Here is a 23477-nt window from a genome sequence, read left to right on the forward strand (position 1 = left end):
CCCGCCGCACGGGCTCGGCACTCCATCGACCGGAACGCCCGCGCGCGCAGGGACCCTCGCGAGGAAAGCTACTACGTATACGGACAATCATACGGGTGCCGGGCCCCTCCTGGACAGGGGCGGACGGCCCTCACCCGGTGTCGGTGGTGCGGATGGCCTGGGCGGGGCAGATCCGGGCGGCGTCGCGGGCCGCCTCCTCGTCCGCCGCGGGGACGTCCTCGGTCCGCAGGACGACGATCCCGTCCTCCTCGTCCTGGTCGAACACCGACCCGGCGATGAGGACGCACTGCCCCGAGGAGATGCACCTGCCGGGCTCGATCTCGACCCTCACCGGGCGGTTCCCTGCTCGCTCGACGGAACGGGCGCGGGATCGGCGGCCGACCAGCGCACCGGCAGGCCGAAGAGCCCGTAGAACACCATCGACTCCTTGAAGCGGAGCGCGCCGACGGGCTCGGCCGCCCGCAGGTGCGGCAGCCGGCGGAACAGCGTCGGGTACACCACCTGGAGCTCGACCCGCGCCAGCGGCTGGCCGAGGCACTGGTGGGTGCCGTAGCCGAAGGCCAGGTGGTGCCGGGAGTCGCGGCCCAGGTCGAGCACGTCCGGGTCGGGGAAGGCGGCGGCGTCCCGGTTCGCCGAGTCGTTCGCGGCGATCACCCCCTCGCCGGCCCGGATGAGCCGGCCGGCGACGACGACGTCCTCCGTGGCGACGCGGCGGCGGCCGAAGTGCGAGATCGTCAGGTAGCGCAGCAGCTCCTCGACGGCCCCGGCCGCCCGGGCCGTCGGTTCGGCCATGAGCCAGGCGAGCTGGTCCGGGTGCTCGAGCAGGGCCAGGGTGCCCAGCGCGATCATGTTCGCCGTCGTCTCGTGCCCGGCCGTGATGAGCAGCCGGAGCATGTTGAGCGTCTCGTCGGGGGCCAGCCGCCCGTCGTCCTCCAGCGTGATCAGGTGGGAGATCACGTCGGCGGCCGGCGCGCGCCGTCGGCGCTGGATCAGCTCGCGGAAGAGATCGCGCAGGTCCTCGTAGGCCTGCAGCGACTCCGCGACGTCGGCGTCCGGGGAGACCAGCAGGGTGCTGCGGCTCTGGAAGAACTCGTGCTCCTCGGCGGGCACCCCGAGCAGGTCGGCGATCATGCCGCTGGTGACGGGCAGCGCCAGCCCGGTGACCAGGTCGGCCGGCTCGGGACGCCGGAGGAACTCGTCGAGCAGCGCGTCGACGGACTCCTGGATCCGCGGGCGCAGCCGCTCCACCCGCTTGACCATGAAGTCGCGCGTCAGCATCCGGCGGTGAGCCGCGTGCTCCGGGTCGTCCATGTTGAGGAACGTCCGGTGCCTCTGCCGGGTCGCCGCCACACCCGCTCCGTGGGTGGGGAAGCCGGGCCGGTTCATGTCGGAGCTGAACCGCCGGTCGGCGAGCACCTCGCGGACGTCGTCGTACCGGGTGACCAGCCAGGCCGAGCTGCCGTCCCAGAGCCGCACCCGGGTCACCGGCTCGCGGCGCCGCAGCTCGGCGAGGTCCGGGGGCGGGTCGAACGGGCACGACATCTCCCGCCGGAACGGGTACTCGGACGTCTCGACGGTGCCGGGCATGGCACACCTCCTGGACGGGAGCCGCGGCGGAACGCCCGGCCGGTGGGCAGTGTCAGCGGGTTCCCGGGCGCGACGCCGCGGGTCGGCCCCACCGCCGGAGACCCGCGCCGTCGGTGCGGAACCGGACCGTCGGTCCGTATGCGGACGAGTGACCGGGACTGTAGGGAGGGCGCCCGGGGCGGTCAACCCCCGCCGGAGCCACCGCACCCGGCAGGGCGTCGCGTCGCCCCCGTCGGGAGCCGGCCGGCACGGGAACCCCGTCCCGGTGACCGTCGGCGCCCGCCCGGCCCCTTGCACCGCACTGTGACGCAGGTCTAACGTACGCATACGTACTAAAGCTCAGGGGGCGGCCTCTCCGCGCCCTGCCGGGGGCGGCTTGCACGCTCTGACACCCGACCCACTGGAGGACCGAGCGTTGTTGTTCAGCAGACGGAAGGACGGCGTCGCGGTCACCGGCGCGCTCCTCGCGCTGACCCTGGTGACCGCCTGCGGCGGCGGCTCCGACGACGCCGCGTCGAGCGGCGGCAGCGGCGGCGGCAGCGGCGAGACCGAGACGGTCGCGATCACCGCGGGCGTGGCGGCGTCCCAGTCGTCCACCGCCCTCCTGCTCGGCATCGAGCAGGGGTTCTTCGAGGACCAGGGCATCGAGGTGACCATCGGCCAGTCCGCCACGGGCGCCGCGGGGATCACCCAGCTGATCAACGGCCAGCAGCAGGTGGCGCTCGGCGGCATCTCGCCGGTGATCACCGCGGCGGCCGGTGACATCCCGGTGTCCATCGTCTCCGGCGCCGTGAACGACCGCGAGGACCCGGCGGGCACGCAGTACCAGACGATCGTGCCGGCGGACAGCGACGTGCAGTCCTTCGCCGACCTCGAGGGCAAGACGGTCGCGGTGAACTCGCTGCAGTGCTGCTGGGAGTTCTGGATCCGGGAGGCGGTCGAGAAGGACGGCGGCGACCCGAGCACGCTGGAGCTCGTGCAGCTGCCCTTCCCGGACGCCGTCACCGCCCTGCGGCAGGGGGAGGTCGACGCGATCAGCACCCTGCAGCCGTTCGCCACGGCGCTGCGCCAGGAGGGGTTCCGGGACATCGGTGACTCCCCCGCCGTCGCCTTCGACAACCCGGAGAACGGCAACACCGTCTTCTACATGTCGCAGCAGTTCATCCAGGAGAACCCCGGGATCGTCGAGCGCTGGCGCACCGCGCTGGAGCAGTCCGCCGAGTACGCCAACGCGAACCCGGAGGCGACCCGCGCGCAGATCATCGAGCAGACCGGCGCCGACGCCGAGCTGGTCCAGAGCGCCCCGCTGCCGCAGTACTCGGCGGAGATCGACCGCGACTCGATCGAGAAGGAGGGCGAGTTCCTCGTGAAGTACGGCGTGATCGAGGAGGCCCCCGACCTCGACTCGCTCATCGCGCCATGAGCTCGGCCCTGCGGCCGCGGGAGCAGGTCGACCCGGCCGGGTCGGCCGCTCCCGCCCCGACGGGCAGCGGGACCGGTGGCGGCGGGGAGGCCCGCCGCCGCTGGCTGGTGCGGCTCCTCCCCTGGGTCACCACGGCGGCCCTCCTCGGCGTCGAGGAGGTCCTCGCCCGGACCGGGGTGCTCCCCGAGGAGGTCCCCCCGTTCAGCGAGATCGTCCGGGCGGGCTGGGAACTGGTGCCGACCGCGACGTTCGCGACCAGCCTGGGCGCCACCGTCGAGCAGTTCGCGGTCGGCCTGCTGGCCGGTGTCGCCATCGGCGTGGCCCTCGGGGTGGCGCTCGGCGCCATCCCGCTCCTGTACCGGCTCACCCACTACGTCCTGGACTTCCTCCGGTTCATCCCCGCCGTGGTGTACCTGCCCGTGCTCATCCTCGTGATGGGCGCGACGCCGGAGATGGCCTACCTCCTGGCCGCCGTCGGCGCCGTCTGGCCGATGCTGTTCCAGACCTACTACGGGGTGGCCGGCATCGCGCCGATCCTCGGGGACACCGCCCGGGTGTTCGGCCTCAAGCCGCACCAGCGGCTCCTGTACATCGTGCTGCCGGCCGTGTCCCCGTTCATCGCGACGGGGCTGCGCATCGCGGCCTCGCACGTGCTCGTCGTCGTCGTCGCGGTCGAGATCATCACGGGGGTGGAGGGCCTCGGCCGCGACATCTCGGTGTTCGCGACCAACGGCGTCTACCCCGAGATGTACGCCCTCGTCGGGATGGTCGGCGTGATCGGCGTCCTCGTCAACGTCGTACTGGAGCGGGTGGAACGCCGCCAGCTGCACTGGCACAGCTCACATCGAGGGAGGCAGGTGTGACCGCGCCGGCACTCCGGAACCAGTGGTCGGCCGGACCGCTGCGGGTCGCCACGTCGCTGATCGTCCCGGTGGCGGTCGTGCTGGCCTGGTGGTTCGCCTCGGCGGACAACGTCTCGCCGTTCTACCCGTCGCTGCAGAAGATCCTGACCAACTTCGGCGAGAACTGGGTGTTCGAGCGGGTCGCCTCCGACGTGCTGCCGAGCCTGGGCCGGATGTTCGCCGGGTTCGGGATCGCCGTCGTCGTCGGCGTGGCCCTGGGCGTCCTGCTCGGCCGGCTGCCGCTGGTGGCCCACGCGCTCAACCCGGTCCTGCAGTTCGGGCGGGCGCTGCCGGCCACCGCGCTGGTGCCCGTGAGCATCGTGCTCCTGGGGGTGGGCGACTCCCCCAAGATCATCCTCATCGCGTTCGTGACCCTCTTCCCCGTCATGCTCAACACGATCGACGGGGTGCGCAACGTCGACCCGGTGCTGGAGGACGTCTGCGGCTCCTTCCGGCTGACCCGGGTCCAGCGGGTGCTGCACGTGCAGCTGCCCGCCGCCGCGCCGCAAGTGCTGGCCGGCATGCGCATCGCGCTCAGCGTGGCCTTCGTGATGATGGTCGTCACCGAGCTGGTGGCCGCCACCAACGGCATCGGCTACGTCACCCTGCTGGCGCAGCAGAGTTTCCAGGTGTCGCTGATGTGGTCCGGGATGCTGCTGCTGGGCATCCTCGGCGTCTTCTTCAACGGCCTCTTCGTCCTGGTGGAGCGCAGACTCCTCCGTTGGTACACCCAAGATCGCGAGGACTGACGTGCTCACCGTCGACCACCTGCAGAAGTCCTACACCGTCTCCGGCCGCACGCTGGAGGTGCTCCGCGACGTCACCTTCACCGTCGAGGAGGGCGAGTTCGTCACCGTGGTCGGCCCCTCGGGGGCCGGGAAGACCACCCTGCTGCGGTGCCTCGCCGGGCTGCTCCCCCGCTCCGGCGGGTCGGTGACCCTGACCAAGAGCGGCAAGGTCGTGGACTCGCCGCCGCCGGAGATCGCCTGCGTGTTCCAGGACTACAGCCGCTCGCTGATGCCCTGGTCCAAGGTCGGGCGCAACGTGGCCCTGCCGCTGAAGAACACCATCCGCGACCGCGGCGAGCGCCAGCGGGCGGTCGACGAGGCGCTGCGCGAGGTGGGCCTGGACGGGTTCGCCGAGAGCTACCCGTGGCAGCTCTCCGGCGGCATGCAGCAGCGCGTGGCGATCGCCCGCGCCCTGGCCTACCGGCCCGAGTTCCTCATCATGGACGAGCCGTTCGCCTCCGTGGACGCGCAGACCCGGGCCGACCTCGAGGACCTCATCCTGCGGGTCCGCCAGGACGCCGGCCTGACCGTCGTCCTGGTCACCCACGACATCGACGAGGCCGTCTACCTCGGCGACCGCGTCGTGGTGATGTCCAGCCGGCCCACCGTCGTCGTCGACGTCCTCGACGTGGACCTCCCGCGCCCGCGCAGCCAGGTCGACACCAAGGGCCTGCCCCGGTTCGCCGAGCTGCGCACCGAGGTGCTCAAGCTGATCACGCGGGCCACCTCGGAGCCGGCTGCCGCCGGGACCGCCGCACCGCACGGCTCGTGACGGCGCTCTCCGAGCGGCTCGTCGGGCCGATCAGCACCGCCGAGCTCGAGCGGCGCTGGCGGGAGGTGCGCGCGGCCATGGCCGACCAGGGCCTCGACGTCCTGGTGATGCAGAACAACAACGACCACGTCGGCGGCTTCGTCCGCTGGTTCACCGACATCCCGGCCACGAACGGCTACCCGGTCACCGTCGTCTTCCCCCGGGAGGCGCCGATGACGGTCGTCCGGCACGGCCGCCGCGGCGAGGACCTCCTCGTCGACCCGGAGCGCGACCCCGTGCTGCGCGGGGTGGGCCGGGCGCTGGCCAGCCCCTACATGCCCTCGGCGCCCTACACCCAGCGGGACGACGCCGAGCTCGCCGTCGAGGCCCTGCACCCGTACCGCACCGGGCGGATCGGCTGGGTGGGGACCTCCTCGATCCCCATGGCGTTCGGCGACCACGTCCGGCGCGAGCTGCACGCGGCGTTCGCGGAGGCCACCGACCTGGTGAACCGCATCCGCGCGGTCAAGTCCGAGGAGGAGCTCGACTGCGTCCGGGCCACCGCGGCGCTGCAGGACGCGGCGATGGCCGCCGCCTTCGAGGCCGTGCAACCGGGCCGCCGCGACCGCGAGGTCGCCGCCGTCGCCCAACACGTCGCCCAGGACCTCGGCAGCGAGCAGGGCATCTACTGGTGCGCCTCGGTGCCCCCCGGCCAGGCGGCGCGGGTCGCCCACCCGCACAGCCAGGACCGGGTGATGCGCGAGGGCGACCTCTTCTACCTGATGATCGAGGTCAACGGCCCGGGCGGCATGTACACCGAGCTCGGCCGGGCCTGCGTGCTCGGGACGCTCCCCCAGCGGTACGCCGAGGAGTACGAGTTCTGCCTCGAGGCCCAGCGGTTCTGCCTGGACCTGCTGCGCCCGGGGGCGGCGGCGGCCGACGTCTGGACGGCGTACGACGACTTCCTGCGCGCGAACGGCCGGCCGGAGGAGCTGCGGCTGCACTGCCACAGCCAGGGCACCGACCTGGTCGAGCCGCCGCTGGTGCGCGCCGAGGAGCCGATGGCGATCGCGGCCGGCATGAACATCGCCTGTCACCCGCGCTGGGACGTCGACGGCTTCTGCGCCTGGGTCTGCGACAACGTGATCACCCGCGCCGACGGGACCGTCGAGGAGGTCCACGCCTTCGACAAGAAGATCGTCGAGCTGGGCTGACATGACGCTGGTGGCGGCCGTTCCCGCGGCGCTGGCCGCCGACCTCGCCGCGACGGCTCCGCCCGGGGTCACCGTCCGGCCGGTCCCCGGCCGTGGGGACCCGGCGCTGCTGCCCGCCCTCGCCGACGTCGGGTTCCTGGTGCTGGACCACGAGCGCGCCGACGACCTGGCCCCGCTGCTCCCCCGGCTGCCGGCGCTCCGGTTCGTACAGGTGCTGATCGTCGGCACCGACTGGGTGACCCCGTTCCTGCCGCCCGGCGTCGGGCTGGGCCGGCCGACCGGGGCCCGGGACGGCGCGGTGGCCGAGTGGGTGGCCGGTGCGCTGCTGGGTGCGGCCAGCGGGCTGCTGCCGGCGGCCCGGGACCAGGTGCACGCCCGCTGGGACCGGCGACCCCGCCGGGAGCTCGCCGGCCAGCAGGTCGTGGTGGTCGGTCAGGGCACGACCGGCCAGGCCGCCGCCGCGCTGCTGGAGCGCCTCGCCGTCCGCGTGGTGCGGGTGGCCCGGCGGGCGCGTCCCGGCGTCTCCGGCTCCGGCGAGCTGCCCGACCTGGTGGCCGGCGCCGACGCCGTCGTGCTGCTGGTCCCGCTGACGTCCGGGACGCGGCACCTGGCCGACGCCGGCCTGCTCGCCCGGATGCCCGACGGCGCGCTGCTGGTCAACGCCGGCCGCGGCCCGGTGGTGGACACCGCGGCCCTGCTCGCCGAGCTGCGGGCCGGCCGGCTGCGGGCCGTGCTCGACGTGACCGACCCGGAGCCACTGCCGGCCGGCCACCCGCTCTGGACCGCGCCGGGGTGCATCGTCTCCCCGCACGTGGCCGGGGCGACGCTCGAGGCCCGGCAGCGGTCGGTGCAGGAGGCGGCCCGGGCGCTGGCGCGGTACGCCGCGTCCGCCGGGGCCGCGGCCGGAGCCGCGCGGTGAGCCGGCGGGCCGCCCGCGCCGGCAGCGTCGCGGAGATGCGCGAGCTGGCCCGGCGCCGGCTGCCCCGCCCGGTGTTCGACCTGGTGGAGGGCGGCGCGGAGGACGAGGTCACGCTGCAGCGCAACAGCGCGGCGTTCCTCCGGGCCCGGCTGCAGCCGCGGGCGTTCGTCGACGTCGCCGAGCGGGACACCGCGACCACCGTCCTGGGGACGCCGCTGCGCAGCCCCCTCCTGCTGGCGCCCACCGGCGCCGCGCGGGTGCTGCACCGCGACGCCGAGCTGGCGGTGGCCCGGGCGGCCGCGGCCCGGGGCGTCGGCTACGTGCACGGGACGGTCAGCGGCCACCCGGTCGAGCAGGTCGCCCGGGTGACCGGGTCGTGGTGGTACCAGCTGTTCCTCTCCGCCGACCGGGGGCGGGTCACGGCGGAGCTGGACCGGGTGGCCGCCCTCGGCTGCCGCGTCCTGGTGGTCACCGTCGACGTCCCGACGTTCGGCAACCGGGAGCGGGACCGCCGGCACGGCCTCACCCTGCCGGTGCGCCTCTCCCCCGGGCTCGCCCTGCACTGCGCGACCCGGCCCCGGTGGACGGCGGAGCTGCTGCGCGGCAACCTCCCCCAGCGCGGCCGGCCCGACGGCCGGGTGTCGCCGTTCGCCACCCAGGGTCAGATCCTGCGCAGCCTCTACCCGGTCACCGAGGGCGACCTGGCGTGGCTGCGCGGGGCCTGGCCGCACCGCCTGGTGGTCAAGGGCGTCATGGACCCCGAGGACGGCGCCCTGGCGGTGCGGCACGGCGCCGACGGGGTGGTGGTCTCCAACCACGGCGGCCGGCAGCTGGACCGCGCCCCCGCGACGCTGGAGGCGCTGCCCGGCGTCGTCGAGGCCGTGGCAGGGCGCGCCGAGGTGCTGCTGGACGGCGGGGTCCGCCGGGGCGCCGACGTCCTCACCGCACTGGGGCTGGGTGCGCGCGCCGTGCTGGTCGGCCGGCCGTACCTCTACGGGCTGGCCGTCGCCGGGCAGGCGGGCGTGGAGCGGGTCATCGACGTCCTCACCACCGAGCTCGACCGGACGATGGCGCTGACCGGCGTCGCCTCCGTCCGGGACGTCGGCGCCCGGACGGTGACCCTGGGGCCGCCGGTCGCCGGGTCAGCGGGAGCGTCCTGAGAAGTCGCTGCCCAGCCCGGCGCTGATCTCCGCCGCGCCGTCCTGCAGCAGCGCGAGGTGCCGCTCGACCAGCGTGCTCATGGAGCCGGCGGTCGAGGAGATCCCCAGCGCGGCGAACACCCGCCCGTCGCTGCCCCGCACGGGGACCGCGACGGAGCGCAGCCCCTCCTCGAGCTCCTGGTCGGCCTCCGCCCAACCCCGGTCGCGCACCTGCGCCAGCCGCTCGGCCAGCGCGTCCTCCGTCGTGAGGGTGTGCGGGGTCAGCGCTGCCAGCTCGGTGCGGTCCAGGTAGCGGCGCAGGTCGGCGGGGACCAGGTCGGCCAGCAGCACCTGGCCCATCGCGCTGGCGTAGGCGGGCAGCCGCGTCCCGACGACCAGCGAGAGGCCGCTCAGCCGCCGGGCGGAGACCCGGTTGACGTAGACGACGTCGGATCCGTCGAGCGTCGCGAGGGTGCAGGCCTCCTGGGCCGCGGAGACGACCCGTTCCATCACCGGCTGGGCGATCGCGGTGAGGTCCAGGGAGTTGAGGTAGGCGTACCCGAGCGCCAGGACGCGGGGGGTCAGGGAGAAGGAGCGCCCCTCGGCCCGCACGTACCCGAGGGCCTCGAGGGTGAGCAGCAGGCGGCGGGCGGTCGGCCGGCTCAGCCCGGTGGACTCGGCGACCTCGGAGAGGGTCAGCCGGGGGTGGTGGTCGGCGAAGGCCAGGATCACCTCGAGGCCGCGCTCCAGGGACTGCACGTAGTCCCGCTGGTCCAGCTCGTCCGGTCGCTGCGTCACCGGCACCCCCTCCCGACGGTCCTCGGGACCGTCCCCGGTCCCCTCCTGTGCCGAGCAGCGGTGGCCCCGTCCGGACGGGGCCACCGGTTGCCCGGTGGCGTGCTCAGCGGGCGGCCGGCTGGCCGACCGCCCGGTTCCCCGCCTGCTGCACGGTGGCGGCGTAGGGGACGCCGGCCACCCGGGCGCGCACGTGCGTCTGCTGGTGGAGCTCCACCTGCGGCTTGCGGGACCCGCCGTCCGGCTCGCCCCAGACGATCACGACCTCGTCCCCGGGCTTCGCGTGCTCGACGTCCAGCATCGCCAAGGACAGCACCACGCGCTCGTTGATGCTGTAGCCGACCTTCGTGGCCAGGCCGATGAGCCGTCCGTCGAGGGTCCGGACCTCGTCGCGGTGCATGAGGTTGCCGTAGTCGGCCACCGGCAGGTCGAGGTACTTGAACGGCGTCCCGGGCTCCAGGAGCGACCCGTAGATGCGCAGCAGGTCCTCCTTGTCCCAGACCAGCGACACGCGGGTCCGCGGCGGGTTCGCAGCGATCGCCTCCAGCGCCTCGCGGCCGATGAAGTCGTGGTCGAACTTGACCATGCGCCCGTAGCCCAGGTCGTAGGGCGTGACGTAGTAGTCCTCGATGCTGTCGGGCCGGAAGCTCCCCGCGAGCTGGAACCGGCCCTCCCACGACGTGGCGGGGAGCCACTCCCGGTAGGCCCGCAGGTCCTCGCCGGTGTACACGGCCGGCAGGGGGTAGGCCATCCAGCCGCCCTCGAAGCTGGCGCTGTAGTACGCCTTCGCCCCGCCTTGGCGCAGCCCGTGCCGCGCGCCGGCGTCGAGGATGGCCTGACGGACCGTCTCCCCCTGCTCGAACGGGCCGGAGATCTCCACGCCCCGGTGCCCCGACATGCTGTGCCGGAGCACGGTCACGTCGACCCCGGCGATCCGCGCCTGGACGGTGTGGAAGAACCGGATCTCCGGCGGCGCGCCCTCGACGATCTCGTCGAAGATCTCGCCCGCGTTCGGGCCGTCCAGCTGGAAGCGGAACTTGAGCCGGCGGCCGGTGGGGTTGTCGGACGTGTTGTTGTCCCGCTCGATGCGCACGTCCCAGTCGCCGGTCTGCGCCTGGTACTCGATCCAGTTCAGCAGCGGCGTGCTGCTCACCAGCTCGAAGCCCTCGTCCCCGAGGTCGTAGAGGATGCAGTCGCCGATCACCTGGCCGCGCGGGTTGCAGCCGATGAACTGCTTGGCCCGCCCGTTGCCGAGGTTGGCCAGGCTGTTGACGCCGATCCACTCCAGCAGCCGGCGCGCGTCCGGGCCCGCCACGAAGAGCTCGGGCATGTGGTGCGACTGGTCGAACAGCACGGCCGTCTCCCGCCACGACCGCTGCTCGTCGCGCCAGTTGGTGAACTCCTGCCGCACCGGCGTCAGGTCCGGCCGGCCCCGGCTGTGCGCCCCGGGCGAGTCGTTGTACAGGTAGTCGATCAGGTCGGGGGTCGTGTCGATCAGGTCCTGCAGGGAACGGACGCTCGTCTCGGTGCCCATGGAGTCGTTCCTCTCTGAGATGCCGCTCGGGAGCCGGTCGGCACGGCCCTCCCGGCCGGCCGATGCTCCGGCCGACCGGCCGGCGTCGGCAGGAGCGCTCGTGCCGGTGCCCGGTCCGGTGCGCCGGGAGTCGGTTCGTACGTTATCCGGACGCGACGTCCGGATACCGGCAGCTCTACGGTCACCGAGGCCGGATCCGATGTCAAGGGCGCACGCCGGCGGGCGGCGGTGGCCGCGCCGGCTCGGAACGGCCCTCCCGGTCCTTTGACGGTGGCGGCCGGGCCATCTACGTTGAGTGCGCAGTGCGCACGGCTTTCGTTATGCGAAAGCCACCGTCCCCGGAGGAGCACTCCCCATGGCCCTTGAGCCGCCCCGCGTCGTCATCGTCGGCGGCGGGATCGCCGGTCTGTTCACCGCGAACGCCCTGGTCGCCCGCGACATCCCGGTCACCGTCCACGAGCAGGCGCCGGCCCTCGGCGAGATCGGCGCCGGGGTCTTCCTGACCCCCAACAGCGTGCGGCAGCTGCACCGCGTCGGGCTCGGCCCGGACGTCGAGCGGTGGGGCGCGCGGGTCGGGGACGGATCCCGCTACCACCGCGAGGACGGCACCGAGATCGCCGGCGTGCAGGTGACCGACTCCTCGGGCTGGAACGCCGTGTTCGGCATGCACCGCGCCGACCTCGTGTCCATGCTCGCCGACCGGCTCCCCGACGGCGTCGTGCAGACCGGCCGCCGCTGCACCGGCCTGACCCAGGACGACGGCGGCGCGCGGGTGTCGTTCGCCGACGGGGCCGAGGTGGAGGGCGACGTGGTCATCGCGGCCGACGGCATCCACTCCGAGCTCCGGCACCACGTCGTCCCGCCCTCGGAGCCGGTCTTCTCCGGATCGGTCGCCTACCGCGGCCTGGTCCCTCACGAGCTGGTGCCCGACTGGCCCACCGACGCCTGGCACATGTGGCTGGGCCCCGGCCGGCACTTCCTGACGTTCCCCGTCCGCGCCGGCGAGCTCGTCAACTTCGTCGGCTTCGTCCCGGCCGACGACGAGATGCGGGAGTCGTGGTCGGCCCCCGGGGACCCCGACCAGCTGCGCCGGGAGTTCGCCGGCTGGGACCCGCGGGTCGGGTCGCTGCTCGAGCAGGTGCGGACGACCCTGCGCTGGGGGCTCTACGACCGCGAGCCGCTGCCGCGCTGGACCGAGGGGCGGCTGAGCCTGCTCGGGGACGCCGCCCACCCGATGCTCCCGCACCTCGGGCAGGGCGCCAACCAGGCGATCGAGGACGGGATGGCGCTCGCCACGATCCTCGCCCGCACCGACCGGGACACCGCGCCGGCCGGCCTGCTGGCCTACGAGCGTCTCCGCCGCGAGCGGGTGGCGCAGGTGCAGCGCGGCGCCCGGGAGAACGGCCTCCGGTACGACTCGGTCTACGCCGACCTGTCGGTGCGCGACGCCGAGATGGCCGCGCACGTGACCTACCGCAAGTGGCTCTACGACCACGACGTCCTGCCCGAGGCGGAGGCGGCGGCGGGCGCGCTGGCCTGACCGGCGCGCCGACCCACCCGTCCCCCCTGACACACAGGAGATCCCATGGCGCACCGGACCAGCCGCGTCCTCGCCCTGCTCGTGGCCCTCGCAACGACCCTGACCGCGTGCGGCGGAGGCGGCGACGCCGCGCCGGGGACGGGGGCGGCCGCCGAACCGGGCGCGCCGGAACAGACCGAGCTCACCGTCGGCGTCCTCCCCCTCGCCGACCTGGCGCCGTTCTACCTCGCCATCAACGAGGGCCTGTTCGAGGAGCAGGGGCTCACCGTGCAGGCGGACGTGGCCTCCGGCGGGGCGGCCCAGATCGCCGCGTCCGTCGCCGGCGACCTCGACCTGGTGTTCAGCAACTACGTCTCCCTGCTGCAGGCGGCCGCCGAGGGGCTGCCGATGCGGATCGTCCGGGAGAACAACCGCTCCGGCCCGCAGGGCATCTACGCGGCGACCGGCAGCGGGATCGACGCGCCGGCCGACCTGGCCGGCAAGCGGATCGCGATCAACAGCCTCGGCAACATCCAGGAACTCACCGCGCGGGCGGTGCTCGAGTCCCACGGGGTGGACCTCGACAGCCTCACCTTCGTCGAGCTGCCGCCGCCGGACATGCCGGCCGCCCTCGCGCAGGGCAACGTGGACGCCGCCTGGATGGTCGAGCCGTTCCTGACCGAGGTCGAGCAGGCCGGGGACGCCGGTCGGGTCGTGGGCGCCTTCGAGGGTCCGACCGAGAACCTCCCCGTCGCGGGCTGGGCCACGACCGCGCAGTTCGTCCAGGAGAACCCGAACACCGTCGCCGCGTTCGTCCGCGCGCTGGACGAGGCGATGGCGCTGGCCGCCGACGACCCGGGCCTGGTCGCCGAGGTGATCCCCACCTACACCGAGATCTCGCCCGAGGTGGCCGCCCAGCTGGCACCTGCCGGGCTGAGCGTCACCAGCGACCTGAGCGACTTCGGGGCCCTGGCCGACCTCATGGTGGAGCACGGTCTCATCGAGGAGGGCAGCCTCGAGATCGACGAGGTCGTCGTGACGGCCGAGGAACTGCCCCAGGAGTAGGCGCGCGGGGCGTGCCCGGGGCGGTCGGGAGACCTCCCGTGCGCGTCGCGGCCGGCAGAGGAAGGCGGACACCGATGGAGCGACCGTCGCGGACGGCCGCGGGGCGGGACGGCGTCCCCGGGGGGCGGCCCCGGCCGGCCGAGGGCATGGGCGGGCTGGCCAAGGGCCTGGCGATCATCGAGGCCTTCGGCCCGAACCGCCGGGAGCTGTCGATCAGCGAGGCCGCGCAGCTCACCGGCACCTCCCCCGCGTCGGCCCGGCGCTGCCTGCTCACGCTGCAGGCGCTCGGCTACCTGAGCTTCGACGGGAAGTTCTTCCGGCCCACCCCGCGGATGGTGCGCCTGGGCGCCTCCTACCTCGAGACGGCACCGCTGGCGCTGCTGGCCCGCCCGATCCTCATCGCGGCGCGGGAGGAGCTGGGCGAGTCGATCTCCCTGGCCGTGCTGGAGTCCGACGAGTCGGTGTTCGTCGCCCGCGCGGACGCCGAGCGCATCGTCTCGGCCGGCGTCCGGCTCGGCGCCCGGCTGCCGGCGCACGCCTCGGCCACCGGGCGCGTGCTGCTGGCGGGGCTCTCCGACGACGAGGTCGACGCGGTCCTCGCCCGCACCGACCCGGTCCGCACCACGCCGCACACGCTGACCACCGTGGAGGAGATCCGGCAGCGGGTCCGGCGGGCCCGGGACGAGGGGGTGGCCTACACCGACGAGGAGCTGGAGCTGGGCATCCGGACGATGGCGGTGCCGGTCCGCGACAGCTCCGGACGGGTGCAGGCGGCGATGAGCGCCGCCGCGTTCGCCTCCCGCGTCACGCTCGACGACATGGCCGCCGAGTTCTTGCCGGTGCTGCGCGAGCACGCCGCGCGACTGGGCCGGATGCTCTGACCGCCGCCGGAGCGGTCAGGCACGCGCGGTCGACGGGAACTGCGTCGTCGGCACGCCGCCGGTCGGGTTCGAAACGCCGGCAGCGGGGCACTCCTCCCCTGACGCGCCCCCCGACCGGAACGAGTCGATGGACCTGGACTCCTGGCCACGACGGCCGCGTCCCGAGATCACGGGACCCCACTACGACGCCGAGATCTCCCAGCTCGCGGAACTGCGGACGGTGCGCGCCCAGCTCCGCGTGTGGGTGCCCGACGCGCTCGAGGACCCCGACGCGGACGCGGCGGTCCTCGACGACCTCCTGGTGGCGGTCGAGGAACTGGCGTCCAACGGGCTGCGGCACGGCCGGGCACCGGTGCGCGTGCGCGCCGTCCGGATGGCCGAGGCGCTCCTCCTCGACGTCAGTGACGGCGATCCGCACCGCGGGCCCGAGCCCGCCGTCGGCCGCGATCCGGCCCTCGGCGGCATGGGACTGCGCATGGTCGCCCACTTGACGACGGACCGCGGGTGGACCGTCGCCGGCGACCGCAAGCACGTCTGGGTCCGCTTCGCCACCGCCTGAGTCCCGGGAGCTCGGACCCCGTGTGCGGGCGGTCCGCGTCGCAGCTCAGACCGGTCGGCGGCGCAGGCCCCGGGCGGGCGAGGCGAGAACGGCGTCGGCGCCGTGGGTGCCGTTCCTGGACCGCGGGGCGCCGCCGTACCAGTCCAGGCAGACCATGGTGGCGTCGTCGCGCAGATCGCCGCCCGTCGCCCGCAGGACCGCCTCGCCCAGCTCCTGGACGACCTCGCGGGGGTGCAGGTCCGCGGTGTCGCGGAGCGCGGCCGCGACGTCGAGGACGGCGGCGTTGCGCTCCTGCATGCCGTCGGTGAGGAAGACGACCCGGTCCCCCGGGAGCAGGGGGAACTCCTGCGCCCGGAACGACGCGCGGGGCATCACCCCGAACGGCGGGTCGATGCCCAGGGCGATCTCCTGCACCCGGCCGTCCCGCAGCCGGAGCGGGAACGGGTGACCGGCGTTGACGATCGCGGCCCGGCCGGTCCCCAGGTCCACGCGCAGGAGCTGTCCGGTGACGAACTGCCCCGCGGCCGCGTTGTCCGCCACCGCGGAGTCGGCGAACGTGGCCTGGTCGGGGAGGTCCAGCCCCCTCCGGCGGGCGTTGCGCAGCGCGCCGACGAGCAGGGTCGCGAGCAGCGCCGCCCGGACCTCGTGCCCCACGGCGTCGGTGATCGACACGTGCAGCGCGTCCTGGTTGAGCGTGTAGTCGAAGGTGTCGCCCCCGACCGAGGCCGCCGGTTCCAGCCAGCCGGCGAGGGTGAACTGCCCGGCCTCACAGGTGTAGGAGGCGGGCAGCAGCCGACGCTGGATCTCGGCGGCCAGGGAGAACGGCGTCGTCCGCTGGCCCCACTCGAACACGTCGGTGTACCGGCGGACGGCGATGACGACGAACGCCAGCGCGTGGGCCGCGATCGCGACGTCGGCGACCGACGAGGCAGCCGGGGCGCCGGGCAGGACCAGTTCCAGGAGGCCGATGGCGTCCCCCCGCTCCGTGACCGGGGCGATCATCCGGACGCCGTCGTCCAGCGGCTGCACGTCGACCTCCTGGGTCCGCATCACGCGCTCGTAGACGGAGCCGGACAAGGGGATCGTCTCCGCCTGGGCGCCGGCCTGCAGCCGCGCACCCTCGACGCCGGCGCCGCCCGTCGTGAGGCGCACGACGGCGCGACCGCTGAAGTCGGCGATCAGGAAGCTGAGCTCCCGGGCGTCGAGCATCTCCGCGAGCGCTGCCGCAGCGGCCGCCACGGCCTCGATGGGCGCGATCCCCTCCACCCGGTCGAGCAGCGCGCCGACGTCCAGGTCGCGGCGCGGCGGGGTGGGCATGGGGAGACTCTAGGCAGGGCGAGCACCGGTGGTGACCGCCCGGCGACCAGAGGGCGCGTAGGGTCAGGTCCGACACCGGGGGCAACCTGGGTGTCGACGGTGCGTCAGGCGTGGCGCAGCGCCACGCGGCACCCATCGTGGGTCCCGCTGCCGAGGTAGCCCCCGGTACCCACCAGACCGGAGGCCCACCGTGGCCCGCAGCTTCCCCCGACCGTCCACCGAAGCCGCCGAGGCGCTGGCGCATCTGGGCCGGTCGTCCCTGCACGAGCTGTCCATGGAGAGCCTGCTGCAGTCCCTGGTCGACCTGACCACGAGCGCCATGCCCGGGAACTCGGAGGCCTCGGTCACGCTGCTGATCGAGGACGTGCCGAGCACCGTGGTGGGCACCGGCGCGCTGGCCGTGGACCTCGACCATGCCCAGTACCGACTCGGGGACGGGCCGTGCCTGCACACCGCCCGCACCGGGGTGCTGACCGAGATCGTCGACACCCGCGCGGAGGGCCGGTGGCCGGACTACGCGCGGCACGCCGCCGAGCGGGGCAACCTCAGCAGCCTCGCCGTTCCGCTCCTGCTCGTCGGGGAGGAGCAGATCAGCGGATCGCTCAACGTCTACGCCCGCACGCCGGAGGCCTTCGACGAGGCCAGCCGGACGGTGGCCACCGGGATCGCACCCTACGCGGCGGTCGCCGCCGGAACCGTCGAGGCGTACCGCAGCGCCCGGCGCACGGCCGACAACCTGCAGGTCGCGCTCGGGTCCCGGGCGGTCATCGAGCAGGCCAAGGGCATCCTCATGGAGCGCCTCCGGCTGACTCCCGACCAGGCGTTCGACGCCCTGGCCCAGGCGTCGATGAACAGGAACGTCAAGGTCCGCGAGATCGCCGAGCACCTGGTCCTCACCGGCGAGCTCCGGCTGCAACCGGACCCGGTCCGCGGGCGGCCGCTGCCCCCGCCGTCGAGCAGCGGACCGGCAGACCGCCGCCTGCCCGACGGCCCCCGTTCAGCCGAGACGGTCTCCCGGGGGTCCGTCTCGGTCAGGCCCCGCCACTCCTGACCAGTGGGTGGCGGGGCCGCCCTCCCCGGCGGGCGGAGCCGGAGGCGGTTCCGTCGCGGCCCCGGCAGCGCCGGGGAACAGCCACGCCAGGCTGCGCCGGGCGGCGCGCAGGTACTCCTCGCGGCCGCTCTCCCGTCCGTAGACGAGGTCCTCGAGGGCTGCGCAGCGGGCGAAGAACGTGATCCGCTCGCGGAGTCCCGGGCCGTCGTCGCCGTAGGCGCGCAGCACGTCGTCGAGGAAGGCGGGGCCGAAGTCGCGGTGGAGCCGGGCGAAGTCCAGCGCGGGATCGGTGACCGCCGCATCGGCCCAGTCGATGACCCCGGTCAGCACGCCGCCCTGCTCCAGGATGTGTTCCGCGCCGAGATCGGCGTGGGCCAGGGTCAGCACCGAGGCCGGGCGGGGCCGGGACGCGTGCACGATCCGCAGGAGCGGCGCGGGGCCGGTGAGGTCGGCCAGCCACTCGTCCGGCTCGGCGGGATCGACCTCGGCGCGGGTCCCGACGTCGGCCGGGTCGATGGCGTGCAGCTCCCGGAGGACCGTGGCCAGGCGCGCCGCGGCGCCCGCCGGCGGTGTCCGTCCGAGCAGTGGCCGGCCGGGGAGCACCGGGTAGGCGAGGACCCCCTCGTCCGGATCGGCGAACCGCGGCGCCGGCACGGGGATCGACACGTGCGCGGCGACCAGGCGCAGCAGCGCGGCCTCGCGGACCACGTCGGCGGCCGCGGCGGGGGCGGCGACGCGGACGACCAGGTCCCGTGCCAGGAACGCGCGGTGGTCCAGCCCTCCGCCGAGGTAATGCAGGTCGGCACCGCGGTAGGCCGGCGCGCAGGCCGCGACGGCCCGCGCGGCACGGGCCCGCGGGTCCGGACCCGTCGACGGGTCGGGTGCGCTCATCGCCCGCCCCCCTGCCCGTCGGCCGACCGCGCTCGTCGTGACCGCCGCGGCGACAGCCACGACGCGGCGCGCAGCGCGGCGTCCCGGGGACCGGTCCCCCGCCGGGCCAGGGCGACGCGGCTCACCAGCGCGGCGCCGCGGACGACCCGCCGGCTGGGCCGGCGCCGGGCGCGGTCGTAGGCCCGCAGGGCGTCCGCTCCCCCGGGGTGGTCCACGAGCGCCCGGCCCAGGGCGACGCCGTCGAGGATCGCCTCGCAGGCGCCGCGCCCCAGGTTGGGCGCCATGGTGTGTGCCGCGTCCCCGACGAGGGCCACGCGCCGGGAGACGTAGGTCGGCAGCCGCGGCGACTGCGTCAGCTCGTGCACCAGCACCGGTTCCCCGCCGGCCCCGTCGGCGGTCACCCCGGCCACGGCGTCGCGCACCTCGTGGTGCCAGTCCCCGTAGACCTCGCCGAGGAAGCCGAGGTCCCAGCGGTCGGCGGCCACGTCGTGGTGCACGCAGGCGAACCAGTTGGTGCGGCCGTCCTCGCGGGGGGTCAGCCCCCAGAGCGCACCGGGTCCCCAGCTCTCGGCGGTCGTCGACCGCCCGCCCGGCAGGGTGCCGCGCCACACCCGCAGCGGCAGGGGGCGCGGTCGCGCCCGCGCGCCCCACAGCTCGTCGCGGAGGCGGCTGCGGCTGCCGTCGGCGAGGACCACCACGTCGTAGCCGGACAGCTGGTCCAGCCGGTCCACCGCGGCACCGAAGGACACGGCGCCGGCGGGGACCGAGCGGTGGAGCAGCCGCAGCAGCGGCGGACGGGAGATCAGGTAGGTCGGCTCCCGCACGTCGATGCGGGCCAGCGGCGCACCGTCCCGGCGCCGGATCCAGCCCTGCGTCTGCGGGAACGCCAGCCGGCGCAGCTCGTCCCCGAGGCCGGCACCGTCCAGGGCACGCACCGCCGCCGGCCACATCCCCAGGGCGGTTCCCTGGTCGGGCAGCCCGGGGCGGCGCTCGAGCACGTCGACGGACACCCCGTGCCGGGCGAGCACCGCCGCCGTCGTCAGCCCGCCGATGCCGGCACCCACCACGACGACACGTCCGTTCACGACCGTCCTCCTGTCCTGTCGCTCCCCCGGGTCGGTGACGTTAGGGAGTCGCCGCCGGGAGCACATCCGCCTCGGCGCGACGAGCCGACCGGTCCGAGGCGTCCTCGTGGGTCGCCCCCGGGGGAGGGCCGGTGTCGCCCGCTGCCCACCGGGGCGGGACGTGGGGGTCAGCTCCCGGGGACGACGAGGCCGGTCTCGTAGGCCAGGACGACCAGCCGCGCCCGGTCGCGGGCCTGCAGCTTGGTCAGCAGCCGGGACACGTAGGTGCGCGCGGTCGCCGGGGACAGGGACAGCGCCCGGGCGATCTCCTCGTTGGACAGCCCCCGGCCGACCTGGGTGAGCACCTCGCGTTCCCGCTCGGTCAGCTGCTGGATCGCGGCGTCGTCGACGGCGGGCCGGCTCCGGGCCAGCGACCGCATGACCGTGCGGGTGACCGACGGCGCGAGCAGTGCCTCCCCCGCCGCGACCACCCGGATCGCGTGCCGGAGCTGGACGGGTGAGATGTCCTTGAGCAGGTAGCCGGAGGCGCCGGAGCGGATCGCCTCGAAGACGTGCTGGTCCTCCTCGAAGGTGGTCAGCACCAGCACCCGGACGCCGTCCAGTCCGGGATCGGTGACGATCGCCCGGGTCGCCTCGAGTCCGTCCATCTCCGGCATGCGGACGTCCATGAGGACGACGTCGGGACGCACCTCCCGGACCCGGCTCAGCCCGGCACGACCGGTGCCGGCCTCCCCCACGACGGTGATGTCGCCGTCGTGCTCGGCCAGCGCGCGGAGCCCGGTGCGGACGATCTCCTGGTCGTCCACCAGCACGATCCGGATCGGAGCGCTCATCCGGACGGGCTGGTCGGCAGCACCGTGGGGTGGCTCCGCGCCGGTGTCTGGCACCCGCCCAGCCTAGGAACGGCACGCGCCTGGGGGCACCCCAGGGCGGTCGGTCGCGCCGTGCCGGGCGCCGGGGCTCCCCTGGGCGATGATGGGCGGGTGCTCTCGCCCACCGATCCGGCCGACCTCGACGGATCCCGTCCCTCGACGCTCTACCTGGTCAAGCAGCTGGAACAGGCCGTGCGCGCCCGCCTGGACGAGGTGCTCCGTCCGGCCGCCATCACGCCGTTGCAGTACACGGCGCTGACCGTGCTGGAGCGCTCCGCCGACCTCAGCACCGCCGAGCTCGCGCGGAACTCGTTCGTCACCGACCAGAGCGCCGCCGACCTGATCGCCGTCCTGGAGGATCGCGGGCTGCTGTCCCGGGTCGTGGACCCGCGCGACCGGCGGCGCCGCGTGCTGCGGCTGACCGAGCGCGGTCGCGAGCTGCTCGACCGGTACCGCGACGAGGTCGACCGCCTCGAGTCGCGGATGGTGGCCCCGCTCACCCCGGTGCAGGCCGACGACCTCCGCCGCTACGTCGTCCTCTGCCGGGCCGCGCTGGACGGCACCGCGCGCCGCTGAGGGCCGCCGCTCCCGACCGGCTCGGGACGGCGGGCCGGTCCGGGTGTGCCCCCGGGCCGGCCCGCCCTCCCTCCGCTCAGCGGTGCCGCTCGCGCCCCGGCTCGCCCAGTCCGCCGACGAGCCGCGGCGGGTCGAACTCGGTGTAGCGCGCGGTGGTCCCGAGCTGCAGGGCGTCGGCGGCCGCGTTCAGCCGCTCCGGTTCGGCGACCCCGCCCCAGCGACCGGTGTCGAGCCGCTGCTCGAGGGCCTGCAGCGCCGCCACCTGCTCGGCCGGCTGGAACTCGCAGTGCCCGGTTCCGTTGACGTAGGCCTGCCGCAGCTGCCGCGTCTCCCCCGCCCGGTGCACCAGCTCCTCGTACCAGTCCTCGTGCTCCACCGGGACCAGCTCGTCCGCGACGGTGTGGATCGCCAGCTCGGGGACCTGGAGCTCCCCGGTGACCGTCGACGAGCGGGTCAGGTCGGCGACGGCCTCCGGATCGGCCTCGACGTCCGCGTCGCGGGTCAGCGTGGCCAGGTCGGCCTCGAGGTCCAGCCCCGCCTCGCGGTACAGCGCCGCCACCTGGTCGGCGTGCACGCTGCTCCGCAGCAGCTCGCCGTAGTCGACGCCGACGTTGGAGGAGCTGTTGCCGCCCGCGACCAGCTCGATCTGCTGCCGGCCGGTCACGTAGCGCTCGAGGCCGCCGCCGTCGATCAGGGCCTGGTACTGCTGCACCTGCTCGGCGGCGGGGTCGTCCGGGGACGCCGGGGCGTCGCCGGAGTACCAGGTCGCCAGGTTGAGGTAGGCGGAGGCGAGCGCGATCCGGGCCCGCCCCTGCGGCGTGCCCTGCTGCGCGGTGACCGCCGCGATCAGCGCGTCGGCCGCCTGCTGCGCCTGCTCGGCGCTCTCGTACCGGACCAGCGGGACGTCCACGCCCAGCAGGTGGGCCAGCGTGTACACGCCGTCGAGCTGGTAGTCGTTCAGGTTCAGCCCGCCGGCGACGATCCCGCAGGTGGTCAGGACGCCGTCGATCTCACCCCGCGGGTCCTCGGCCTGACGGGCACTGACCAGCCCGCCCATGGAGCGGCCGAAGGCGATGGCCCGTTCCGGCTCGACGCCGAGCAGGTCCTCGAACGCGGCCAGGGCGGCGTACTGGTCGTCGACCGCCGTCTCCAGCGCCCACAGCGAGGGCCCGGAGTACGAGGAGCCGACCAGGGCGTACCCGCGGTCCAGCAGCGCCTGCCGGGTCTCCTCGTTCGGCGCGTCCTGCGCCCGCATCGCGCCGAAGCCGTGCGCGAAGAGGACGACGGTGCCGTTCCACTGCTGCGGCACGTGCGCCAGCCACGTGGCGCCGCTGCCCAGGACGCCGTCGTACGCCCCGGGGGCCACGGCCGGCTGCGGCGTCGTGTCCGCGCCGGCCGCGGTCACGGACGCGCTCCCGCCGACCAGCGCGACGGCTCCGGCCACCGCCGTCAACCGGATCGTCCACCTGCTCATCGAGCACCCTCGTCCCCGCCGGGCGACCCGGCATCGGCTGTCTGTGATGCGGGCCACCCTGCCAGCCGCAGAGATCGAAGTACAGGTTTCCTGTCTTTTTTCCGAGCAGCCCAGCTCGCCGCGTCGGACCCGGCGGGGACCTCAGGCGGGCTCGGGCACACCACCGGGGTCGCCGCCGGGATCGTCGGGCGTCGCCTCGATCGGCGCGGGCGGCAGGGGCTCGGCTGCGTCGGGGAGCAGCTCGGCCGGGTCGTCGGGCACCGGCTGACTCGGATCGAGAACCGGCTCGGGCTCCGGGAGTGGCGCGACCATCCGCTGAGTCAACCAGCGGACGGTGCCCGTCGGCGATCCCGAGCCCTGACGGTGGGTCCTCAGCCGCCCTTGCGGCGGGCGAGCACCAGGCCGGCCACCTCGGCGGCGCCGGCTCCCAGCAGCACCCGCGCCATCTCCCGGAGCGAGAAGCCCTCGGAGTACACGTCGTCGAAGACCAGGACCCGCCGTCCGGCGACCCGCTCGGGCTCCGGGACCGACAGCGCGGCGCGCAGCTCGCCCTCGGCGATCCTCCGGCGCTCCTCCGGGCCGATGCCCAGGAAACGTCCCGTGGGACCCGCCTTGGCGATGAGGCCCGGCACGAAGGGCCAGCCCGGGCCCTCGAGCCGGGCCGCCTCGACGATCACCTGCAGGTAGTCCCACAGCCGCTGCGCCCGCGGGCCGACGTAGATGGCCCCGGTCGTGATCACGTCGTAGCCGGCGAGCTCCTCGCGGTTGTCGTCGAGGTAACCGACGAGGATGCGCCCCAGCACCCCGGCCAGCTCGCGCTCCTCCCCGTACTTGTACCGGTAGACCGCGTCCCACATCTCCTCCGCGCGGTCCGACACGGTGTACAGGCGGGAGAAGTAGCGGTCGTCGAGGCCGCACACCGTGTTGGGGCACGGCCCCCGGTCCTCGGAGACGTGCCCGCAGACGACGCAGGTCAGGCCCTCGGCTGCCGCACCGTCGGCGACGGTGCACGCGAAGCAGAGGGCCGGGGTGCCCGTCGTCCGGTAGGCGCACGCGCCGCACGCGGCGAAGCCCGCCGGTGCCGGCTCGAGCGGCTCGAGATCGATGGGCATCGTCACCTCCCGGTCGGAGGGAG

24 protein-coding genes are annotated in these 23477 nt (G+C 74.8%); 13 read left to right on the plus strand and 11 right to left on the minus strand.

What is annotated here, in order from left to right:
• Positions 1–130 precede the first annotated feature (130 nt).
• Together PGN05_RS02090 and PGN05_RS02095 are read right to left on the minus strand one after the other, a co-directional pair.
• Positions 131–331, minus strand: coding sequence for a ferredoxin (locus PGN05_RS02090; protein WP_419750747.1), 201 nt, complete (start codon positions 329–331; stop codon positions 131–133).
• Positions 328–1587 carry a cytochrome P450 gene (locus tag PGN05_RS02095; protein ID WP_419750749.1) on the minus strand — a complete coding sequence of 420 codons (1260 nt, stop codon included), beginning with the start codon at positions 1585–1587 and terminating at the stop codon, positions 328–330. Before PGN05_RS02095 ends, PGN05_RS02090 begins: the two co-directional genes overlap by 4 nt.
• A 418-nt stretch (positions 1588–2005) precedes the next feature.
• Here PGN05_RS02095 and PGN05_RS02100 point away from each other — a divergent pair, with 418 nt between their 5' ends.
• The 7 genes from PGN05_RS02100 to PGN05_RS02130 are packed head-to-tail and all read left to right on the plus strand — an operon-like array spanning position 2006 to position 8744.
• A complete protein-coding gene (locus tag PGN05_RS02100) occupies positions 2006–3010 on the plus strand; it encodes an ABC transporter substrate-binding protein (RefSeq protein ID WP_419750750.1) in 1005 nt (334 codons plus the stop codon).
• Positions 3007–3873, plus strand: a complete 867-nt coding sequence (locus tag PGN05_RS02105; protein WP_419750752.1) for an ABC transporter permease — start codon at positions 3007–3009, stop codon at positions 3871–3873. The genes PGN05_RS02100 and PGN05_RS02105 overlap by 4 nt, the downstream gene beginning before the upstream one ends.
• Positions 3870–4661 (plus strand): ABC transporter permease, encoded by a 792-nt coding sequence (locus PGN05_RS02110; protein WP_419750754.1) that lies wholly within the window; start codon positions 3870–3872, stop codon positions 4659–4661. The genes PGN05_RS02105 and PGN05_RS02110 overlap by 4 nt, the downstream gene beginning before the upstream one ends.
• 1 nt (position 4662) lies before the next feature.
• Positions 4663–5472, plus strand: a complete 810-nt coding sequence (locus PGN05_RS02115; protein WP_419750755.1) for an ABC transporter ATP-binding protein — start codon at positions 4663–4665, stop codon at positions 5470–5472.
• Positions 5469–6665, plus strand: coding sequence for a M24 family metallopeptidase (locus PGN05_RS02120; RefSeq protein ID WP_419750757.1), 1197 nt, complete (start codon positions 5469–5471; stop codon positions 6663–6665). Before PGN05_RS02115 ends, PGN05_RS02120 begins: the two co-directional genes overlap by 4 nt.
• A gap of 1 nt (position 6666) precedes the next feature.
• Positions 6667–7584, plus strand: coding sequence for an NAD(P)-dependent oxidoreductase (locus tag PGN05_RS02125; protein ID WP_419750759.1), 918 nt, complete (start codon positions 6667–6669; stop codon positions 7582–7584).
• Positions 7581–8744 carry an alpha-hydroxy acid oxidase gene (locus PGN05_RS02130; RefSeq protein WP_419750761.1) on the plus strand — a complete coding sequence of 388 codons (1164 nt, stop codon included), beginning with the start codon at positions 7581–7583 and terminating at the stop codon, positions 8742–8744. The genes PGN05_RS02125 and PGN05_RS02130 overlap by 4 nt, the downstream gene beginning before the upstream one ends.
• Here the strand turns inward: PGN05_RS02130 and PGN05_RS02135 are convergent.
• Both PGN05_RS02135 and PGN05_RS02140 read right to left on the minus strand, forming a co-directional pair.
• On the minus strand, positions 8727–9521 hold the full coding sequence (locus PGN05_RS02135) for an IclR family transcriptional regulator domain-containing protein (protein WP_419750763.1): 795 nt from the start codon (positions 9519–9521) through the stop codon (positions 8727–8729). The genes PGN05_RS02130 and PGN05_RS02135 overlap by 18 nt on opposite strands.
• A gap of 103 nt (positions 9522–9624) precedes the next feature.
• Complete coding sequence (locus PGN05_RS02140) at positions 9625–11052, minus strand: aminomethyl transferase family protein (protein WP_419750765.1); 1428 nt, start codon at positions 11050–11052, stop codon at positions 9625–9627.
• Positions 11053–11407: 355 nt separating this feature from the next.
• Between PGN05_RS02140 and PGN05_RS02145 the strand changes: the two genes are divergently transcribed.
• From PGN05_RS02145 to PGN05_RS02160, 4 genes are all read left to right on the plus strand, one after another.
• Positions 11408–12592, plus strand: a complete 1185-nt coding sequence (locus tag PGN05_RS02145) for an FAD-dependent monooxygenase (protein WP_419750766.1) — start codon at positions 11408–11410, stop codon at positions 12590–12592.
• A 45-nt stretch (positions 12593–12637) separates the two neighbouring features.
• On the plus strand, positions 12638–13636 hold the full coding sequence (locus PGN05_RS02150; RefSeq protein WP_419750768.1) for an ABC transporter substrate-binding protein: 999 nt from the start codon (positions 12638–12640) through the stop codon (positions 13634–13636).
• Between the two features lie 74 nt (positions 13637–13710).
• Entirely contained in the window at positions 13711–14517 is an 807-nt protein-coding gene (locus PGN05_RS02155) for an IclR family transcriptional regulator domain-containing protein (protein ID WP_419750770.1), read from the plus strand.
• A 127-nt stretch (positions 14518–14644) separates the two neighbouring features.
• A complete protein-coding gene (locus tag PGN05_RS02160; RefSeq protein WP_419750772.1) occupies positions 14645–15076 on the plus strand; it encodes an ATP-binding protein in 432 nt (143 codons plus the stop codon).
• Between the two features lie 45 nt (positions 15077–15121).
• On the opposite strand, the gene PGN05_RS02165 is transcribed toward PGN05_RS02160, so the two are convergent.
• Positions 15122–16393 carry a PP2C family protein-serine/threonine phosphatase gene (locus tag PGN05_RS02165; protein WP_419750774.1) on the minus strand — a complete coding sequence of 424 codons (1272 nt, stop codon included), beginning with the start codon at positions 16391–16393 and terminating at the stop codon, positions 15122–15124.
• A 190-nt stretch (positions 16394–16583) separates the two neighbouring features.
• Between PGN05_RS02165 and PGN05_RS02170 the strand changes: the two genes are divergently transcribed.
• Complete coding sequence (locus PGN05_RS02170) at positions 16584–17444, plus strand: ANTAR domain-containing protein (protein WP_419750776.1); 861 nt, start codon at positions 16584–16586, stop codon at positions 17442–17444.
• On the opposite strand, the gene PGN05_RS02175 is transcribed toward PGN05_RS02170, so the two are convergent.
• The 3 genes from PGN05_RS02175 to PGN05_RS02185 form a co-directional block, all read right to left on the minus strand.
• Complete coding sequence (locus PGN05_RS02175; RefSeq protein WP_419750777.1) at positions 17391–18335, minus strand: phosphotransferase; 945 nt, start codon at positions 18333–18335, stop codon at positions 17391–17393. The two genes, PGN05_RS02170 and PGN05_RS02175, sit on opposite strands and share 54 nt — an antisense overlap.
• Positions 18332–19420, minus strand: coding sequence for an FAD-dependent oxidoreductase (locus PGN05_RS02180; RefSeq protein WP_419750779.1), 1089 nt, complete (start codon positions 19418–19420; stop codon positions 18332–18334). The genes PGN05_RS02175 and PGN05_RS02180 overlap by 4 nt, the downstream gene beginning before the upstream one ends.
• A gap of 167 nt (positions 19421–19587) precedes the next feature.
• On the minus strand, positions 19588–20253 hold the full coding sequence (locus PGN05_RS02185) for a response regulator (protein ID WP_419750781.1): 666 nt from the start codon (positions 20251–20253) through the stop codon (positions 19588–19590).
• Positions 20254–20403: 150 nt separating this feature from the next.
• On the opposite strand from PGN05_RS02185, the gene PGN05_RS02190 reads away from it, so the two are divergent.
• The gene (locus PGN05_RS02190) at positions 20404–20868 is read left to right on the plus strand and encodes a MarR family winged helix-turn-helix transcriptional regulator (RefSeq protein WP_419750783.1); all 465 of its coding nucleotides are present in this window, start codon (positions 20404–20406) and stop codon (positions 20866–20868) included.
• A gap of 76 nt (positions 20869–20944) precedes the next feature.
• On the opposite strand, the gene PGN05_RS02195 is transcribed toward PGN05_RS02190, so the two are convergent.
• The 3 genes from PGN05_RS02195 to PGN05_RS02205 all read right to left on the minus strand — a co-directional run bounded on the left by PGN05_RS02195 (position 20945) and on the right by PGN05_RS02205 (position 23454).
• Positions 20945–22342 (minus strand): hypothetical protein, encoded by a 1398-nt coding sequence (locus PGN05_RS02195; protein WP_419750785.1) that lies wholly within the window; start codon positions 22340–22342, stop codon positions 20945–20947.
• A gap of 141 nt (positions 22343–22483) precedes the next feature.
• Positions 22484–22654, minus strand: coding sequence for a hypothetical protein (locus PGN05_RS02200; protein WP_419750787.1), 171 nt, complete (start codon positions 22652–22654; stop codon positions 22484–22486).
• A gap of 59 nt (positions 22655–22713) precedes the next feature.
• Positions 22714–23454, minus strand: a complete 741-nt coding sequence (locus PGN05_RS02205; RefSeq protein ID WP_419750788.1) for a ComF family protein — start codon at positions 23452–23454, stop codon at positions 22714–22716.
• Between the last annotated feature and the right edge of the window lie 23 nt (positions 23455–23477).

Source organism: Geodermatophilus sp. CPCC 206100, assembly GCF_048569675.1.
Classification (GTDB): Bacteria; Actinomycetota; Actinomycetes; order Mycobacteriales; family Geodermatophilaceae; genus Geodermatophilus.

Excerpts from the sequence above, each read along its gene's own strand:
- PGN05_RS02095 (WP_419750749.1), bottom strand. The coding sequence starts at position 1,587 with ATGCCCGGCACCGTCGAGACGTCCGAGTACCCGTTCCGGCGGGAGATG.
- PGN05_RS02140 (WP_419750765.1), bottom strand. The coding sequence starts at position 11,052 with ATGGGCACCGAGACGAGCGTCCGTTCCCTGCAGGACCTGATCGACACG.
- PGN05_RS02165 (WP_419750774.1), bottom strand. The coding sequence starts at position 16,393 with ATGCCCACCCCGCCGCGCCGCGACCTGGACGTCGGCGCGCTGCTCGAC.
- PGN05_RS02200 (WP_419750787.1), bottom strand. The coding sequence starts at position 22,654 with ATGGTCGCGCCACTCCCGGAGCCCGAGCCGGTTCTCGATCCGAGTCAG.
- PGN05_RS02150 (WP_419750768.1), top strand. The coding sequence starts at position 12,638 with ATGGCGCACCGGACCAGCCGCGTCCTCGCCCTGCTCGTGGCCCTCGCA.
- PGN05_RS02160 (WP_419750772.1), top strand. The coding sequence starts at position 14,645 with ATGGACCTGGACTCCTGGCCACGACGGCCGCGTCCCGAGATCACGGGA.
- PGN05_RS02175 (WP_419750777.1), bottom strand. The coding sequence starts at position 18,335 with ATGAGCGCACCCGACCCGTCGACGGGTCCGGACCCGCGGGCCCGTGCC.
- PGN05_RS02195 (WP_419750785.1), bottom strand. The coding sequence starts at position 22,342 with ATGAGCAGGTGGACGATCCGGTTGACGGCGGTGGCCGGAGCCGTCGCG.
- PGN05_RS02185 (WP_419750781.1), bottom strand. The coding sequence starts at position 20,253 with ATGAGCGCTCCGATCCGGATCGTGCTGGTGGACGACCAGGAGATCGTC.
- PGN05_RS02145 (WP_419750766.1), top strand. The coding sequence starts at position 11,408 with ATGGCCCTTGAGCCGCCCCGCGTCGTCATCGTCGGCGGCGGGATCGCC.
- PGN05_RS02155 (WP_419750770.1), top strand. The coding sequence starts at position 13,711 with ATGGAGCGACCGTCGCGGACGGCCGCGGGGCGGGACGGCGTCCCCGGG.
- PGN05_RS02105 (WP_419750752.1), top strand. The coding sequence starts at position 3,007 with ATGAGCTCGGCCCTGCGGCCGCGGGAGCAGGTCGACCCGGCCGGGTCG.
- PGN05_RS02125 (WP_419750759.1), top strand. The coding sequence starts at position 6,667 with ATGACGCTGGTGGCGGCCGTTCCCGCGGCGCTGGCCGCCGACCTCGCC.
- PGN05_RS02205 (WP_419750788.1), bottom strand. The coding sequence starts at position 23,454 with ATGCCCATCGATCTCGAGCCGCTCGAGCCGGCACCGGCGGGCTTCGCC.